Source organism: Pseudomonas sp. BBP2017 (assembly GCF_003024385.1).
In the GTDB taxonomy this organism is placed as follows: domain Bacteria; phylum Pseudomonadota; class Gammaproteobacteria; order Pseudomonadales; family Pseudomonadaceae; genus Aquipseudomonas.
On record NZ_PVZN01000003.1, the window covers coordinates 36,248 to 51,505 of the forward strand.

Consider the following 15,258-nt stretch of genomic DNA (forward strand, 5'->3'; position numbering starts at 1 on the left):
CGCGTCCCTGCGCCGGTCACAGACTAGCCCGGTACGCGACGGATCTTGGCGCCGAGCATCTGCAGTTTCTCTTCGATGCACTCATAACCACGGTCGATGTGGTAAATGCGGTCGATCAAGGTGTCGCCTTCGGCCACCAGGGCCGACAGCACCAGACTTGCCGAAGCCCGCAGGTCGGTAGCCATGACTGGCGCGCCCTTGAGGGTTTTGGTGCCGGTGACGATAGCGGTGTTGCCTTCGACCTGGATCAGCGCGCCCATGCGGTGCATTTCGTACACGTGCATGAAACGGTTTTCGAAGATCGTCTCGATCACCGCACCCGTGCCTTCGGCAATGGCATTGAGCGAGATGAACTGCGCCTGCATGTCGGTCGGGAATGCCGGGTACGGAGCGGTGCGCAGGTTGACGGCTTTTGGCCGCTTGCCATGCATGTCCAGCTCGATCCAGTCTTCACCGGTGGTGATTTCGGCGCCAGCTTCCTTGAGTTTTTCAAGGACGGCTTCGAGGATGGTCGGATCGGTGTCCTTGACCTTGACCCGGCCACCTGTAACAGCAGCGGCGACCAGGTAGGTACCGGTTTCGATACGGTCCGGCATGACCCGGTAGGTCGCAGAACCCAGGCGCTCGACGCCATCGATGGTGATGGTGTCGGTGCCGGCGCCCTGGACCTTGGCGCCCATGGCGTTGAGGAAGTTGGCCAGATCGACCACTTCCGGCTCACGCGCGGCGTTCTGCAGCACGCTGCGGCCCTTGGCCAGGGCAGCGGCCATCATGATGTTCTCGGTACCGGTCACACTGACGGTGTCGAAGAAGAAGTGCGCACCGCGCAGGCCGCCTTCAGGCGCCTTGGCTTTGATGTAGCCACCTTCGACTTCGATTTTTGCGCCCATGGCTTCAAGGCCACGGATGTGCAGGTCGACCGGACGCGAACCAATGGCGCAACCGCCAGGCAGTGCCACTTCGGCTTCGCCAAAGCGGGCAACCATCGGACCCAGTACCAGGATCGAGGCACGCATGGTTTTCACCAGCTCGTACGGCGCGACCAATGTCTTGATCGTGCGCGGATCGATCTCTACCGCGAGCTTCTCGTCGATCACAGGCTCGATGCCCATGCGTCCGAACAGCTCGATCATGGTGGTGATGTCGTGCAGGTGCGGCAAGTTGCCGACCGTGACCGGACCATCGCAAAGCAGGGTACCGGCAAGAATCGGCAGGGCCGCGTTCTTGGCACCGGAAATGCGGATCTCGCCATCAAGACGAACGCCGCCAGTAATAATCAGTTTGTCCATTTGTGTCTCACCGCCAATTTAGGCTCAGTTGCGCTCAGCCCAGGCTGCGCTGCTGAAAAATTTCATGGTTACCGCATGGATGCTGCCATCGGTGATCCACGGATTAAGATGAGCATAGATCTGCTGCTGACGCTTGACCGGGCTCAGGGCCGCCAACTCGTCACTGACCACGTTCAACTGGAAGTTGCAGCCTTCGCCTTCAACTTCGACCCGGGTTCCCGGCAACTTTTCTTCAAGGAAGTTCTTAACTTCTACGGCCTGCATGCTCAACCTCAATCGGCGCCCTGTGCGCGCGGGTCGGCCATCATACAAAAAAGCCCCTCGCCTGCGAACCCCGTAAACGGAGACTCTGACAGAGGGGCCAGTCGCTGGCTGGCGGTCATTGACCGACCAGCACCCCGTCGAGGTCATAAACCTCGGCGATTTCACGCATATCCTGAGGCATTGCGCGAACCTCGACAGCCTTGCCGGCCGCCTCGCCATCGCGCATGAATGCCAGCAACAAGGACAAGCCGACGCTGCTGGATTTCTCCACCTGCGAGCAATCGAGCACCAGAGCGGCGGCCTTGCACGCCGTGATCAAGGCTTTACCTTCCTTGCGCAAGACGGGCCCGCTGCGGTAATCCAGCACCCCGGCCAGGCTCAACACGCCTGGCTCGCTCATGGTCACGGCGCTATCACTCATTGTTCTTGCTTCTCGGCGACTTCCTTGGCCTTGGCCACTTCACCGGCCCAACCATTGATGGTCTTGTCGAGGTCGTTGCCGTTGCGGTTCATGGCGTCAGCGAACTGGTCACGGAACAGCTTGCCGATGTTGATGCCGTTGACAATGACGTTACGTACTTTCCATTCGCCGCCCAGCCTGGTCATGGTGTACTGCACCGGATAGATAGCGCCGTTGTTGCCTTTGACTGTCATGTCGACGCTGGCGCGGTCATCACCGTCCTTTCTCTCTGCGCCGACAGTGATGCCCTGGTTGTTGTACTCAAGCAAAGCGTTGCCATAGAACTGCATCAGGCTGCGCTTGAAGTTCTCCTGGAAGCGCTGCATCTGCTCCGGGGTCGCTTTGCGCGAGTACTTGACGGTCATGATGCTTCTGGAGATGCCATCAGCATCGACCACCGGCCCCAGATTGGCGTTCAGGGCATCATAGAACGCACTCGGGTTGGCCTTGTATTGCTCTTTGTTGGCCTTCAGGTCGGCCAGCAACTGGTTGGTCGTGCCCTGAATCACCTCTTTGGGGGACTGGGCAGCTGCGCCAGCCATCAACGGCAGCGCCGCCAGCAGTACCAGCAAGCCGCGTCGCAGGATAGACATCATGAAAACTCCTTATTTAGCTTCTTTGCCAACGGTATTGAGCAGGAACTTGCCAATCAGATCTTCCAGCACCAGCGCCGACTGAGTGTCGTGGATGGTTGCACCATCCTTGAGCATCGCCTCTTCTCCGCCCACGCTGATACCGATGTACTTCTCGCCGAGCAACCCAGCGGTGAGGATAGATGCAGTGGAGTCGGTAGGCAGGTTGTCTACGCGTTTTTCCAGCTGCAGCGTCACTCTACCGGTATAGGTGTCACGGTCCAGATCGATGGCCGTGACCTTGCCGATGGTCACACCGGCCATGGTCACTTTAGCTCTGACCGTCAAACCGGCGATATTGTCGAAGTACGCGTAAATTTTATAGGTATCGCTGCTCGGGCTCGCCGACAGGCCGCTGACACGCAGGGCCAGCAGGATCAGCGCCAGGATCCCGGCCAGAAGGAACAGGCCGACACCGATTTCCAGGGTGCGGTTTTGCATCAGAAATCTCCAAACATCAAGGCGGTCAGAATAAAGTCCAGACCCAGGACTGCCAATGAGGCATAGACCACGGTCTTGGTAGTGGCACGGCTGATCCCCTCTGAAGTGGGCTCGCAGTCATAGCCTTGGAATACGGCAATCCAGGTAACAACAAAGGCAAAAACCAGGCTCTTGATCACGCCATTGAGCACATCCTCGGTGAACGACACGCTATTCTGCATGTTCGCCCAGAACGAGCCTTCATAGACGCCCAGCCAGTCCACCGCCACCCAGGACCCACCCCAGATGCCAACCACGCTGAAAATCAGCGCCAGCATCGGCAGCGAGATGAAACCGGCCCACAGCCGTGGTGCAACGATATATTTGAGTGGGTCGACACCGATCATTTCCAGACTGGACAACTGCTCGGTAGACTTCATGTTGCCAATTTCGGCGGTCAGCGCGGAACCGGCACGCCCGGCGAACAGCAACGCAGTGACCACCGGCCCCAGTTCACGCAGCAAGGTCAGGGCAACCATCTGTCCGACCGCCTGTTCCGAGCCGTATTTGGTCAGGATGCTAAAACCCTGCAGGGCCAGGACCATGCCGATGAACACGCCGGAGACGACAATGATCGCCAGCGACAGCACACCGACCGAATACAGCTGTTTGACCAGCAACTGAAAGCCGCCGCCGGTACCGCTGCGCCCGACCAGCGAGTGCAGCAGGAACAGGAACGAGCGACCGAGCACGGCCAGCACGTCGATGGCCGAACGGCCAAAACGACGAATACGTTCGAGCAAGGATTTTCTGCGCATCAACGCTTCCCCAGAAGATCGGCGCGGTAATCCGGCGCAGGAAAGTGGAAGGGCACCGGTCCGTCCGGGTCGCCTTTCATGAATTGACGAATGCGCGGGTTATCGGAGCCCATCAGCTCGTCCGGCGTGCCCTGACCGAGCACCTGGCCGTCGCCAACCACATAGATGTAGTCGGCAATACTGGCGGTTTCGGCCAGGTCATGGGAGACCACGATGCTAGTGATGCCCAAGGCATCGTTGAGCAGGCGGATCAGCCGCACCAGAACGCCCATGGCGATAGGATCCTGACCGACGAAAGGCTCGTCGTACATGAGAATCTGTGGGTCCAGGGCGATGGCCCGTGCCAGCGCCACGCGACGTTTCATGCCCCCGGACAGCTCGTCAGGCATCAGTTCGATGGCACCGCGCAGGCCGACGGCCTGCAGTTTCATCAAAACAATGTCACGGATCATTTCGTCGGACAGCTGGGTATGCACCCGCAGCGGAAATGCCACGTTCTCGAACACGTCCAGATCGGTGAACAGTGCGCCACTCTGGAACAACACGCCCATCTGCTTGCGCGCATCGAACAGATCGCTGCGCGACAGTGTCGGCAGGTTCTGCCCGGCGACCCAGACTTCGCCGCTGGCCGGACGCAGCTGTGCCCCCATCAGACGCAACAGTGTGGTCTTGCCGCACCCGGAAGGCCCCATGATGCCGGTGACCTTGCCGCGGGGAATGCGTATATCGACATTATTGAAGATGCTGCGCGAACCGCGCTTGAAGGACACTCCCTTCAACTCGACCGCGTAGGCGTTATCAACGCTCATCTAGACTCCTTGCGATGCAGCCTTCTCACTCAGACGCGCGCCTCCTTCATGGAGGCACGCACGCCCTGAGCGGGCCGAACAGGCGGCGAACTATATCATCGCTGATAGCGGCGCCCCAAGGCCGTAGCAGCGCTTGTTCAGCCTGGGTTAAGGTTGGCGAGCGAGCGTATGACAATCACAAGGTGAGGGTTTTGCGCATTACCGCTATAATCGCCGCCTTTTCATCAGGCAATCCGATTTTCGACATGAGCCAATCCAGCGACCTGATCCAATCCGCGCAACGCACCATCCGTTTCGAACTCGAGGCGGTTGAGGGCTTGCTAGCCCACATCGACGCCGATTTCGTCAAGGCGTGCGAGCTGATCCTGGCCAGCAAGGGCCGCGTGGTGGTGGTCGGCATGGGCAAGTCCGGGCATATCGGTAATAAAATCGCCGCGACCCTGGCCAGCACCGGCACGCCGGCATTCTTCGTTCATCCGGCCGAAGCCAGCCATGGTGACATGGGCATGATCACCCGTGACGATGTCATCCTCGCCCTGTCCAACTCCGGTTCGACCGCCGAGATCGTCACCCTGCTGCCATTGATCAAACGCCTGGGCATCCAGCTGGTAAGCCTGACCGGCAACCCGGATTCGCCGCTGGCCAAGGCCGCCGAAGTCAACCTTGATGCCCGCGTTGCCCAGGAAGCCTGCCCACTGAACCTGGCACCAACCTCGTCGACCACCGCCGCACTGGTCTTGGGTGACGCCCTGGCCATTGCCTTGCTCGAAGCACGTGGCTTTACTGCTGAAGATTTCGCTTTCTCGCATCCCGGTGGCGCCCTCGGCCGCCGCCTGCTGTTGAAAGTCGAGAACGTCATGCACGCTGGAGAAGAACTGCCGCAGGTACAGCGCGGAACCCTGCTCAAGGACGCGCTCCTCGAAATGTCTCGCAAAGGTTTGGGCATGACCGTGGTACTTGAAGCCGACGGACGGTTGGCCGGGATCTTCACCGACGGTGACTTGCGCCGCAGCCTGGATCGCAACATTGATGTACACACCACCCTGATCGAAGAGGTCATGACCGCTCACGGCAAGACCGCCCGCGCCGAAATGCTCGCCGCCGAAGCCCTGAAAATCATGGAAGACCACAAGATCAGCGCCCTGGTAGTGATCGACAAGGACGAGCGCCCGGTTGGCGCCCTGAACATGCACGACCTGTTGCGTGCGGGAGTGATGTAAATGAGCCAGGACCTGCTCCAGCGTGGCCAGGCGATCAAGCTGGCAGTATTCGACGTCGACGGCGTACTGACCGACGGCCGCTTGTACTTCCTCGAAGATGGCAGCGAATTCAAGACCTTCAACACCCTCGACGGCCAGGGCATCAAGATGCTCATGGCCTCAGGTGTGACCACGGCAATCATCAGCGGGCGCAAGACCCCGGTGGTCGAACGCCGGGCCAAGAACCTCGGCATCCCCCACCTGTACCAGGGGCGCGAAGATAAATTGGTGGTATTGGACGACCTACTCAGCCAACTCAACCTAAGCTATGAGCAGGTTGCCTATCTTGGTGACGACCTGCCTGACCTGCCGGTGATCCGTCGCGTCGGCCTGGGCATGGCGGTGGCCAATGCCGCAGCCTTTGTCCGCGAACACGCCCACGGGATCACCAAGGCCCGTGGCGGTGAAGGCGCAGCCCGCGAATTCTGCGAGTTGATCCTGCAAGCCCAGGGCAATCTCGACGCGGCCAATGCCCATTATCTGTAGAGCGACACATGTTCAGTAAAAAAATCCGCACCTTTGCGCTGTACAGTGTGATCGCCGCCTTGCTGGTGGCGGTCGGCTACTGGAACATCGGCCCCGAGAGTTTCCTCGACAAGCCGGTGGTCAGCGTCGACAACAACGCTATCGACTATTACGCCACCAATGCCCACAGCGTACAGTTCCTGCCAGATGGCAAGATGCAGTACGAAATGACCGCCGACAAGGTCGAACACCTCAAGGTCAGCGAAGTGACCCTGCTGACCAAGCCGGACCTGCAGCTGTACCGCGGCACCACCTACCCTTGGCATGTGCAGAGCGACAAGGGCGAGGTCAACCCGGATGGCTCCGAAGTGGAGTTGATTGACTCGGTACGGGTTGCCCGCACCGATGAAAAGAACCGCACCATGATCATTACTACCAGCCGCATGACGGTATTCCCGCAGAAGCAATATGCGCAAACCGAACAAGCCGTTAAAATCGACGGCGCCGGTGGCGTCACTACGGGCAATGGAATGAAAGCGTATTTGAAAGACGGCAGGATGGACCTGCTGTCCAACGTAAGAGGACAGTATGAGGCTCGTTAAAACCCTCCCCTTTTTGCTCAGCCTGAGCGCAGCACTGGGAAGCGCGAGCGCCTGGGCCCTGCCGAACGACCGTGACCAGCCTATCCGCATTCAGGCTGACAACGCGCACCTGGATGACAAGAAAGGGGTCGCCACCTACACCGGCGACGTCATCATCACCCAGGGTTCGATGATGATCAAAGGCAACACCGTGACCATCACTCGTGCCGCCAATGGCGATGTCGACGTCGTGACATCGGTCGGCAACCTTGCCTATTTCGAGCAGCAGCAAAGCGCAGACAAACCGGACAAGATGAAAGGTTACGGCAAGCAGATCCAGTACCAGTCGCAAAACAACCTGGTGGTGTTGACGGATCAGGCCAAGGTGGAAACCAGCGATGGCAACACCACTGAAGGCGAGAAGATCGTTTACAACACCCAATCCCAGGTTGCGACTGCCGGTCGTGGCGGATCAGTGTCAACGCCTCGCCCACGGATCGACATGGTGATCCAGCCGAAGAAGAAGGCCGAGTAAATGGCGACCCTCAAAGCCCAGCACCTGGCCAAGAGCTACAAAAGCCGACAAGTGGTCCGCGACGTCAGCCTGTCTATCGACAGCGGCCAGATCGTCGGCCTGCTCGGCCCGAACGGCGCCGGCAAGACCACCTGCTTCTACATGATCGTCGGCCTGGTCCAGGCCGACCAGGGCCGCGTCCTGATCGACGACCTGGATGTCAGCCACCAGCCGATGCACGGCCGTGCCCGTGCCGGTATTGGTTACCTGCCCCAGGAAGCCTCGATCTTTCGCAAGCTTTCGGTTGCCGACAACATCATGGCGATCCTCGAGACCCGCAAGGACCTCGACAGCGCCGGACGTCGCAAGGAACTGGAAAGCCTGCTGCAGGAATTTCACATCAGCCACATTCGCGACAACCTCGGCATGAGCCTGTCCGGTGGCGAACGCCGCCGCGTGGAGATCGCTCGCGCCCTGGCCACCGCACCGAAATTCATCCTGCTCGACGAACCCTTTGCCGGTGTCGACCCGATTTCGGTCGGCGATATCAAGCAGATCATCCATCACCTCAAGGCCAAGGGCATCGGTGTACTGATCACCGACCACAACGTCCGTGAGACCCTGGATATCTGCGAAACCGCTTACATCGTCAACGATGGCCAACTGATCGCCGAAGGCGATGCAGAGACAATCCTGGCCAACGACATGGTCAAAGAGGTGTACTTGGGCCACGAGTTCCGCTTGTAAGTTCGAGGCGACAAAGCGCTTGCCATGGGCCGCTGTACCGGTGAAATCCGGCTAAATTGTTACAGCACCCTAGGCAAACGCTCCAATTTCAGGCATATAATTTGCTTAAAGTTGGCGCTTCGGTGCCCTTGTAGTGGATGGCGCATGTGCGCCGGCGAAAAAGGTGTTAAGCCCCTGCCATGAAACCATCGCTCGTCCTAAGAATGGGCCAGCAACTGACGATGACCCCGCAGTTGCAACAGGCTATCCGTCTGCTCCAGCTTTCTACCCTGGACCTCCAGCAGGAAATCCAGGAAGCGCTGGAATCGAACCCGATGCTCGAACGCCAGGAAGAAGGCGAAGACTTCGACAACAGCGACCCGATGGCGGACAACGCCGAAAGCAAGCCGGTCGCCGAAGCCCAGGAGACCAGCTTCCAGGAAACCACGCCGACCGTGGACAGCCTGGAAGACGGCGAATGGAACGAGCGCATCCCCAACGAGCTACCGGTCGATACGGCCTGGGAAGACATCTACCAGACCAGCGCCAGCAGCCTGCCAAGCAACGACGATGACGAGTGGGACTTCACCACCCGCACTTCGGCTGGCGAAAGCCTGCAAAGCCATCTGCTCTGGCAGTTGAATCTGGCGCCGATGTCCGACACCGACCGGCTGATCGCGGTCACCCTGATCGACTGCATCAACAACCAGGGCTACCTCGACGAAACCCTCGAAGAGGTCTGCGAGTCCTTCGACCCGGAGCTGGACATCGAGCTCGACGAAGTCGAAGCCGTCCTGCACCGCATCCAGCAATTCGAACCGGCCGGCATCGGCGCCCGCAACCTCAGCGAGTGCCTGCTGTTGCAGCTGCGTCAACTGCCCGCCAATACCCCCTGGATGGCCGAAGCCCAGCGCCTGGTCCGCGATTACATCGACCTGCTCGGCAGCCGTGACTACAGCCAGTTGATGCGGCGGATGAAGCTCAAGGAAGACGAACTGCGTCAGGTCATCGAGCTGGTCCAGAGCCTCAACCCGCGCCCTGGCTCGCAGATCGAGTCCAGCGAAGCCGAATACGTGGTCCCCGACGTGATCGTGCGCAAGGACAACGAGCGCTGGCTGGTCGAGCTCAACCAGGAAGCCGTGCCGCGCCTGCGGGTCAATCCGCAATACGCCGGATTCGTCCGCCGTGCCGACACCAGCGCCGACAACACCTTCATGCGCAACCAGTTGCAGGAAGCCCGCTGGTTCATCAAGAGCCTGCAGAGCCGCAACGAAACCCTGATGAAAGTCGCCACCCAGATTGTCGAGCACCAGCGCGGTTTCCTTGATCACGGCGACGAAGCAATGAAGCCACTGGTATTGCACGACATCGCCGAAGCGGTGGGCATGCACGAGTCGACCATTTCCCGGGTCACGACGCAGAAATACATGCATACTCCGCGCGGCATTTACGAGCTGAAGTACTTTTTCTCCAGCCATGTCAGCACCTCCGAAGGCGGTGAATGCTCGTCCACAGCGATTCGCGCAATCATCAAAAAACTGGTTGCAGCGGAAAATCAGAAAAAGCCATTGAGTGACAGCAAGATCGCTGGTTTACTGGAGGCACAAGGCATTCAGGTAGCCCGTCGCACCGTCGCCAAGTACCGCGAGTCCCTCGGCATTGCACCGTCGAGTGAGCGTAAGCGACTGATGTAGCCCCTGAGATAGCCATAGCAGTTCAGTGGCAGGCGCAATACCTGCCTCTTATGCACGGGCAATAAAGGAGAAGCTGTATGCAAGTCAATATCAGTGGACAGCATGTAGAAGTCACCCAGCCGCTGCGCGAATACGTCGAGCAAAAACTCAAACGTCTGGAGGGGCACTTCGACAAGATTACCAATGTGACGGTAATCATGAAGGTCGAGAAGCTGCAGCAAAAAATTGAAGCAACGCTGTTCATTCCCGGCGGCGAAGTGGTTGCAAATGCCGAACACACAGACATGTATGCAGCGATCGATGCCTTGACCGACAAGCTCGATCGTCAACTGAAAAAACACAAGGAAAAACAGCAAAGCCTGCTGCAAGGTGCAGCGGCCCGCTGATCCCCTCATCCATGATCCGACTTGAAACCATCCTGACCCCCGGCCGTTCCCTGGTGAACGTGCCGGGAGGCAGTAAAAAGCGCGTACTCCAGGAAATCGCTACCCTGATCGACCGGGAAGTTCCGGACTTGGAGATGCAAGACGTTTTTGAAAGCCTGTTTGCCCGGGAGAAACTCGGGTCGACCGGTTTTGGTAATGGCATTGCCATTCCACACTGCCGCCTGAAAGGCTGCTCATCCCCCATCAGCGCCCTGATACACCTGGATGCACCGATTGACTATGACGCCATTGATGGCGCCCCGGTCGATCTGCTGTTTGTCCTGCTGGTTCCCGAAGCGGCCACTGATGCGCACCTTGAGCTGTTGCGCCAAATTGCCAGCATGCTCGACCGTAAGGAAGTGCGTGAAAAGTTGCGTGCCGCCGGTAGCAGTGAAGCCTTGTACCAGGTCGTACTGGACGTACAGAACGAGTCCTGAACATGCGCCTGATTATCGTCAGTGGCCGATCCGGCTCCGGCAAGAGCACCGCCCTCGCAGTCCTGGAGGACAACGGCTACTACTGCATCGATAACCTGCCTGCCGGGCTGCTACCGCAGTTGGCGGAAAATGCCCTGGTCAACACCGAGCTGATGCAGCCCAAAGTGGCAGTATCCATCGATGCGCGCAACCTGCCCAGCCATCTGACACGCTTCCCCGAACTGCTTGAAGATACCCGTAACCGGCATATTCAGTGTGACGTGTTATATCTGGATGCCGATGAAGAAACCCTGCTCAAGCGATTCTCGGAAACCCGCAGACGCCACCCGCTGACCAACGCCAATCGCTCGTTGGCCGAAGCGATCAAGGTCGAGACCGACCTGCTCGGTCCCATCGCCGACCTAGCCGACCTGAAGATTGACACCACCAACCTGAACCTCTACCAGTTGCGTGATTCGATCAAGCTGCGCCTGCTCAACCAACCGGAACCCGGTACCGCGTTCCTGGTCGAGTCCTTCGGTTTCAAGCGCGGCATGCCGGTGGACGCCGACCTGGTGTTCGATGTGCGCTGCCTGCCCAATCCTTACTGGAAGCCAGAGCTGCGCGAACACTCCGGCCTGGAGCAGCCGGTCATCGATTACCTGGCAGCCCAGCCTGACGTCGAAGAAATGTTCCAGGACATCTCCAGCTACCTGCTCAAATGGTTGCCGCGCTTTGCCGCCAGCAACCGCGCTTATGTCACTATTGCCATTGGCTGTACCGGTGGACACCACCGTTCGGTTTATCTCACCGAACGCCTGGGCCAGTTGCTGCAGCAATCCCTGAAGAATGTCCAGGTTCGCCACCGCGACCTCTAGCCCACAGGACTACCGCCGCGATGCCCGCTCGTGAAATCACCATCATCAATAAGCTGGGGCTACACGCCCGGGCTGCGGCAAAGTTTGTCGGCGTGGCCGGACGCTTCCCTTGCAGCGTGCGTGTAGGTCGCGCGCCAGACAAACTGATCGACGGCAAAAGCATCATGGCCGTGATGATGCTCGCAGCGGGCAAAGGCACTCAGGTACATCTGCATACTGAAGGCGAGCAACAGGACGAAGCCCTGGAAGCGTTGATCGAGCTGATCAACAACTACTTTGACGAGGGCGAGTAGCCGCCCCGCTTCCCGCTCAGGACAGAAAGCGCCGAACAGCAGCAACAGGGTACTCTGTGCCAGGCGGAACAAACGCACGCCGCTGTTGGACATCACATCCGTATGCATACCGGTACGACTCACACCAGGGCGGCTGCATAACGGCGCTCTACCTCGGACCAGTCGATCACGCTGTAGAAGGCATTCTCAATGGATTGCGTATTGATGTGCAGAAGACTCGGTACTTTCCTGACCGGCAAGTACTGCCATTTGCAGACCATGGCTGTGGAGCAAGCGTTCGGTTCGTGGGTACTGGCCGTACTCACTGATGAAATTGAGTAACACCGTGTAGGTCTTACCGCTATGACGCCAGCGCTGCTTCGCGCAGCGCTGGCGTCAGGCGTTGATCCTGCATCGCCTGATAATAATATTTATTATCAGATGATAGTTAGAAACAATCCAATCGAGGCTACTGAATGGAACCTAATGAGCTCATTCACCCGCACGTATCAATGTCTGATTGTCAAGGCATCGACTAAAACAGAAAGGCCTTTTATCCGTGCTTTCTCTTCAAGATCGTTGCCAATTGCCTGAATTTTTCCAAAAATCTCCTTCAAGTCGGCAGTAATAACAAAGGGGTTCAAAGGGTATTGTATTTCCCCGTTTTCGACCCACAAGCCAATAGCTTTCATACTGAAAGCGCCGCTCTGCAGGTCAACCTCGGGGGGAAGCACCTCGCTCACAAGTACCCCGCTCCCCATTTGCGCCAACAACTCTGACTGACTGGATTGGCCTGGCACAAAAGACAGATTACGTGCCTGCTCGAACGGTATCGACGCGTTCCCTGTATTGCTCATTCCCAGCCGACGGGCTGAAGTGGCATCCAGCGCATATGACTGTAAACGCCCCTGCTCGACAAAGGTTCGGGCAGCGACCGCACAGCCTTCAAGGTCAAAAGGAACGCTTCCAATCCCCCGGACCTGATGAGGGAACTCCTGAATGGACACTGCGCGGGGAAACAACTGTGTCCCAAGTGTTCCGGCGAGCACCGAACGGCCCTGACTGATTGCCTCGCCGCCGATAGCGTCGATGAACGCCCCGAGCAGCCAGACACTCGTTCGGGGCGAAAACACCATCGCGCAACGATCCACCTGCAAGGTGTTGCTACCCAGATAGTCGATTACCCGACGCGCAGCGAGACTACCTATTTCTCCGGGCTCGCCGATGTCAGCCAGACTGCGCCCGACCACAGACTCTCCAGCGGTACGCTGGACCCCAGCGTATGCGCCACGCATGTAAGATGAAAGCTGATACGTGGTGAAGGCGTAGCCCCCCAGAAACCCATGGCTATTACCGAAAACCTGCGCCTGGGACACCAGGTTGAGCATGCTGCCTCGAGAGCCGACAATCCGTTCGTCGGTTTGCAGCCCCGTAGCGTCACATATTCGAACCAGCTCCTTCAGTGATTCCTGAGACAGCGGGCATTCATGGTAAAGGTCGAGATCCGGGTATTGCGCAGCCAGCGAATCGGCATCGGCAGGCCCCTGATGAGCGTCAGGATTTGCCAGTCGAGCAATTGCCAATGCTTGAGCGACCGCCTCGTGTGGGTTGAAGGCCTCATCGAGCGCCACCTGAATCTCACCCTTGCATTGATCCTCGTAAACGGCGAGATAGAGGTAATGACCGGGTTCTGGAACATCCGAATCAACGCTCTCACCGCTAACCTGGTGAGAGACCCGCATGCTACGCAAAGCCAATACCTCAATGGCAACCCCTTGCGCATGGGAAGCATCGAGAGTTTCTTCGACATGTTGTGTAAGCGTCGCCAGATCTTTGGGACCTACAGCGACATGCTCGAGTGATGTGTTCATGGTGACTCCTTGCCTACCGGATTGAAAGAACGGCAAGCGTATGGAGTCCGTGAAACGATCAGGTCATAGATATCTATGACCTGATCGAGTTCGGTTGAACATCAGCTACCCGCAACGGTCATCCGCTCGATCAACACCGAGCCTGTATGAATGTTGCTACGGGTTTCCAGATCATTACCGATCGCGACAATCTGCTGGAACATGTCCTTCATATTGCCGGCGATGGTCACTTCCTGGACAGCGAACTGAATCTCGCCATTCTCGACCCAATAGCCTGCGGCACCGCGGGAATAGTCGCCGGTCACCATGTTCAGGCCATGCCCCATCAACTCGGTGACCAACAGCCCACGCCCCATACGCCGGATCAGCGCAGCCTGATCCTCAACCCCGTGGGTGACGTACAGGTTATGCACGCCACCAGCATTGGCGGTGCTCGGCAGGCCAAGTTTGCGTCCGGAATAAGTACCCAGTACGTAGGAGACCAACTCGCCTTTTTCGATGAACGGTTTTGCGTAGGTGGCCAGACCATCACCATCGAACGCCGCACTACCCAGAGCGCGCATCAAGTGTGGGCGCTCATCCAGGGTCAACCAACTGGGGAACAGGCGCTGCCCCATGGTGCCTTCAAGGAACGATGACTTGCGGTACAGGTTGCCGCCGGAGATCGCCGACAGGAAACTGCCGAACAGCCCCCCGGCCAGCTCTGCCGAGAACAGCACGGGAACCTCGCAGGTCGGCACCGGTCGCGCGCCCAGGCGGCTGGCCGCCCGCTGCGCGGCGCGCTGGCCGATGCTGCGAGGATCGGCCAGCAACTCGCCCTGGCGATTGACGTCATACCAGTAGTCACGCTGCATCTGCCCGTCGGCTTCGGCGATCATCACGCAGCTCAGGCTGTGACGGGTCGACGCATAGCCACCGATAAAGCCGTTGCTGTTGCCATACACGCGGCAGCCCTGATGGGTATTGAGCGTGGTGCCGTCAGCGTTCTTGATCCGCGTATCGGCATCAAAGGCTGCCGCTTCGCAAGCCAGCGCCTTTTCGATCGCCTGCTCCGGAGTGATGTCCCAGGCGTGATACAGATCGAAGTCAGGCAGATCACGGGCCATCAACGCCGGATCGGCAAGCCCTGCGCAATCATCCTCGGAAGTGTGCTTGGCAATCGCCAGTGCCGCGGCGACAGTCTCGCGAATGGCCTCGCTGCCGCTGGCCGAGGTGCTGGCCGAACCTTTGCGCTGGCCAACATACAGGGTGATACCAAAACCCTGGTCGCGGTTGAACTCCACGGTTTCCACTTCACGCTGGCGTACCGAGGTCGACAAGCCCTGCTCCAGCGATACCGCTACTTCACAGGCGCTGGCCCCTTGGCGTTTGGCTTCGGCGATGATCTGTTCAACCTGCTCCTGCAACGCCGGCAGGGCCTGTGGACCTACGCTCTGGACTGCACTCATGGTTTTCTCCACTCAAA

General features: G+C 58.8%; 19 protein-coding genes. 10 read left to right on the forward strand and 9 right to left on the reverse strand.

Going from position 1 to position 15,258, the window contains the following annotated elements; genetic code table 11:
• Positions 1-23: 23 nt before the first annotated feature.
• From murA to C6382_RS05655, 7 genes are all read right to left on the reverse strand, one after another.
• On the reverse strand, positions 24-1,289 hold the full coding sequence (gene murA, locus C6382_RS05625) for a UDP-N-acetylglucosamine 1-carboxyvinyltransferase (RefSeq protein ID WP_107023556.1): 1,266 nt from the start codon (positions 1,287-1,289) through the stop codon (positions 24-26).
• Between the two features lie 24 nt (positions 1,290-1,313).
• Complete coding sequence (locus C6382_RS05630; RefSeq protein ID WP_107023557.1) at positions 1,314-1,553, reverse strand: BolA family protein; 240 nt, start codon at positions 1,551-1,553, stop codon at positions 1,314-1,316.
• 115 nt (positions 1,554-1,668) lie between these two features.
• A complete protein-coding gene (locus C6382_RS05635) occupies positions 1,669-1,974 on the reverse strand; it encodes a lipid asymmetry maintenance protein MlaB (protein WP_107023558.1) in 306 nt (101 codons plus the stop codon).
• The gene (locus C6382_RS05640; protein ID WP_107023559.1) at positions 1,971-2,609 is read right to left on the reverse strand and encodes a phospholipid-binding protein MlaC; all 639 of its coding nucleotides are present in this window, start codon (positions 2,607-2,609) and stop codon (positions 1,971-1,973) included. Before C6382_RS05640 ends, C6382_RS05635 begins: the two co-directional genes overlap by 4 nt.
• 9 nt (positions 2,610-2,618) lie before the next feature.
• A complete protein-coding gene (mlaD, locus tag C6382_RS05645; protein ID WP_107023560.1) occupies positions 2,619-3,086 on the reverse strand; it encodes an outer membrane lipid asymmetry maintenance protein MlaD in 468 nt (155 codons plus the stop codon).
• The gene (gene mlaE, locus C6382_RS05650) at positions 3,086-3,883 is read right to left on the reverse strand and encodes a lipid asymmetry maintenance ABC transporter permease subunit MlaE (protein WP_107023561.1); all 798 of its coding nucleotides are present in this window, start codon (positions 3,881-3,883) and stop codon (positions 3,086-3,088) included. The genes mlaD and mlaE overlap by 1 nt, the downstream gene beginning before the upstream one ends.
• Complete coding sequence (locus C6382_RS05655) at positions 3,883-4,692, reverse strand: ATP-binding cassette domain-containing protein (protein ID WP_038614373.1); 810 nt, start codon at positions 4,690-4,692, stop codon at positions 3,883-3,885. Before C6382_RS05655 ends, mlaE begins: the two co-directional genes overlap by 1 nt.
• A gap of 245 nt (positions 4,693-4,937) precedes the next feature.
• Between C6382_RS05655 and C6382_RS05660 the strand changes: the two genes are divergently transcribed.
• The 10 genes from C6382_RS05660 to C6382_RS05705 all read left to right on the forward strand — a co-directional run bounded on the left by C6382_RS05660 (position 4,938) and on the right by C6382_RS05705 (position 11,943).
• On the forward strand, positions 4,938-5,912 hold the full coding sequence (locus C6382_RS05660) for a KpsF/GutQ family sugar-phosphate isomerase (RefSeq protein ID WP_107023562.1): 975 nt from the start codon (positions 4,938-4,940) through the stop codon (positions 5,910-5,912).
• Positions 5,913-6,437 carry an HAD family hydrolase gene (locus C6382_RS05665; protein ID WP_107023563.1) on the forward strand — a complete coding sequence of 175 codons (525 nt, stop codon included), beginning with the start codon at positions 5,913-5,915 and terminating at the stop codon, positions 6,435-6,437. It begins immediately after the preceding gene.
• Positions 6,438-6,445: 8 nt separating this feature from the next.
• Positions 6,446-7,018: an LPS export ABC transporter periplasmic protein LptC gene (gene lptC, locus C6382_RS05670; protein WP_107023564.1), complete on the forward strand. Its 573-nt coding sequence runs from the start codon at positions 6,446-6,448 to the stop codon at positions 7,016-7,018.
• Positions 7,005-7,532: a lipopolysaccharide transport periplasmic protein LptA gene (lptA, locus tag C6382_RS05675; protein ID WP_107023565.1), complete on the forward strand. Its 528-nt coding sequence runs from the start codon at positions 7,005-7,007 to the stop codon at positions 7,530-7,532. The genes lptC and lptA overlap by 14 nt, the downstream gene beginning before the upstream one ends.
• Positions 7,533-8,258 carry an LPS export ABC transporter ATP-binding protein gene (gene lptB, locus C6382_RS05680; protein WP_107023566.1) on the forward strand — a complete coding sequence of 242 codons (726 nt, stop codon included), beginning with the start codon at positions 7,533-7,535 and terminating at the stop codon, positions 8,256-8,258.
• Between the two features lie 179 nt (positions 8,259-8,437).
• A complete protein-coding gene (locus tag C6382_RS05685) occupies positions 8,438-9,931 on the forward strand; it encodes an RNA polymerase factor sigma-54 (RefSeq protein ID WP_107023567.1) in 1,494 nt (497 codons plus the stop codon).
• A gap of 77 nt (positions 9,932-10,008) precedes the next feature.
• Positions 10,009-10,317 carry a ribosome hibernation-promoting factor, HPF/YfiA family gene (gene hpf, locus C6382_RS05690; protein ID WP_028942831.1) on the forward strand — a complete coding sequence of 103 codons (309 nt, stop codon included), beginning with the start codon at positions 10,009-10,011 and terminating at the stop codon, positions 10,315-10,317.
• Between the two features lie 11 nt (positions 10,318-10,328).
• On the forward strand, positions 10,329-10,793 hold the full coding sequence (gene ptsN / locus C6382_RS05695) for a PTS IIA-like nitrogen regulatory protein PtsN (RefSeq protein ID WP_107023568.1): 465 nt from the start codon (positions 10,329-10,331) through the stop codon (positions 10,791-10,793).
• 2 nt (positions 10,794-10,795) lie between these two features.
• Entirely contained in the window at positions 10,796-11,650 is an 855-nt protein-coding gene (gene rapZ / locus C6382_RS05700; RefSeq protein ID WP_107023569.1) for an RNase adapter RapZ, read from the forward strand.
• Between the two features lie 20 nt (positions 11,651-11,670).
• Complete coding sequence (locus C6382_RS05705) at positions 11,671-11,943, forward strand: HPr family phosphocarrier protein (RefSeq protein WP_107023570.1); 273 nt, start codon at positions 11,671-11,673, stop codon at positions 11,941-11,943.
• A gap of 488 nt (positions 11,944-12,431) precedes the next feature.
• On the opposite strand, the gene C6382_RS05720 is transcribed toward C6382_RS05705, so the two are convergent.
• Positions 12,432-13,793, reverse strand: coding sequence for a TldD/PmbA family protein (locus C6382_RS05720; RefSeq protein ID WP_107023571.1), 1,362 nt, complete (start codon positions 13,791-13,793; stop codon positions 12,432-12,434).
• Positions 13,794-13,894: 101 nt separating this feature from the next.
• Positions 13,895-15,241: a metalloprotease PmbA gene (gene pmbA, locus C6382_RS05725; RefSeq protein WP_107023572.1), complete on the reverse strand. Its 1,347-nt coding sequence runs from the start codon at positions 15,239-15,241 to the stop codon at positions 13,895-13,897.
• Between the last annotated feature and the right edge of the window lie 17 nt (positions 15,242-15,258).